The sequence below is a fragment of the Nocardia sp. NPDC004722 genome (genome assembly GCF_053601505.1).
In genome coordinates, this window is the sequence record NZ_JBSGBY010000985.1 from 1 (window position 1) to 489 (window position 489).

Below are 489 nucleotides of genomic sequence, written 5' to 3' on the forward strand. Positions count from 1 at the left end.
GTGTTGTACGACCCGGCCAAGCGTTTCGAATTCCTGATCACCGAAGCGGCCCTGCGCTTCCGGCCCGGACCGCATCGCGTACTGCTCGCCCAGCTGGACCGGATCATTTCCATCGAGACCCTCGACACCGTGGTCATCGGGGTGATTCCGCAGGATATCGAGGCGAGCACGACGATCCCGCACGGTTTCGTCATCTACGAGAACGAGGACCACGCGCTGGCCTCCGCGGAACCGATCGTCGGGAACATGGTGACCCGCGGGCCCGAACTCGTCGACGCCCATCGCCGCCGCTGGGAAGCCTTGACCCGAATGGCCGTATTCGACAGCGATGCGCGGGCATTCCTCGCCGAACTGCGGGATGAAATCCACCGCATCGCAACCAACTGACCTGTTTCCAGCGGCCGCACGAGGGGTCGGCCGCATGTGGGGGTGGTGGGGGGGGGGGGGGTTAATGGTGGGACACACAAAAAAAAAAAAAAAACAAAAAAA

General features: G+C 62.2%; 1 protein-coding gene. It reads left to right on the plus strand.

Translation table 11 applies throughout. From position 1 onward, the window contains the following. Positions 1–387 (plus strand): Scr1 family TA system antitoxin-like transcriptional regulator (locus tag ACWELQ_RS44875; RefSeq protein ID WP_452403054.1); only part of this gene is annotated, 387 nt, incomplete at its 5' end. Positions 388–489 lie beyond the last annotated feature (102 nt).